Origin of the sequence: Achromobacter sp. Marseille-Q0513 (genome assembly GCF_018195695.1) — a bacterium.
GTDB lineage: Bacteria > Pseudomonadota > Gammaproteobacteria > Burkholderiales > Burkholderiaceae_B > Achromobacter.
Genome location: NZ_JAGTJY010000426.1, coordinates 1 through 692, shown reverse-complemented (window position 1 = coordinate 692; position 692 = coordinate 1). Strand labels below are relative to the sequence as shown.

The window sequence follows — 692 nt, the reverse complement described above, 5'->3', positions numbered from 1 at the left end:
GACAATATGCTTGACTTATGATTTGACCGTCACAATAATGCGGCAAAGCGCGGGGTGGTACACGAGCGCGGCTTCGGACAAGAACGAGGAGCAGACATGAGACAGTCATTGCCAGCCTTGCTGGGCGCAGGCCTGCTTGCGCTGGGCGCGCATCCCGACACAGTGGCGCAGGACTACCCGACGCGCGCCATTTCCATGGTGGTGCCCTACGCCGCGGGCGGATCGACCGACGGACTGGCCCGCATCGTGGCTCAAGCCATGGGTGAAAACCTGGGCCAGATCGGCGTCGTCGAAAACCTGGGCGGAGGGGGCACCGTGATCGGCAACCAGCGCGTGACGCGCGCCGCGCCCGACGGCTACACCATCACGTTCGGCAACATGGGATCGCTGGCGATCGCGCCCTCGCTCTATCCGAAGAGCCAGTTCGATCCGCGCCGCGACCTGGCGCCCGTGGGGCTGGTGGCTACGGTGCCGATGGTGCTGTCGGTAAGCAAGAAAAGCGGAATAGCCAATCTGTCCGACTTCGTCGCGCGCATGAAAGCCAACGGCGCCGACGTGAATTTCGGCAATGCGGGGGCCGGGTCCACCAGCCACATTGCCGCTGTGTACTTCATGCGCGTCACTGGCACCCGGGCCATGCAGATTCCCTATCGCGGCGCGGGGCCGGCCATCGCGGACCTGATGGCGGGCAC

At 65.0% G+C, this 692-nt stretch carries 1 protein-coding gene; it reads left to right on the top strand.

Translation table 11 applies throughout. The features are described 5' to 3' along the window. Positions 1-96: 96 nt before the first annotated feature. The coding region (locus KDH83_RS31065; protein ID WP_212322948.1) for a tripartite tricarboxylate transporter substrate binding protein at positions 97-692 on the top strand (596 nt) is incomplete at its 3' end.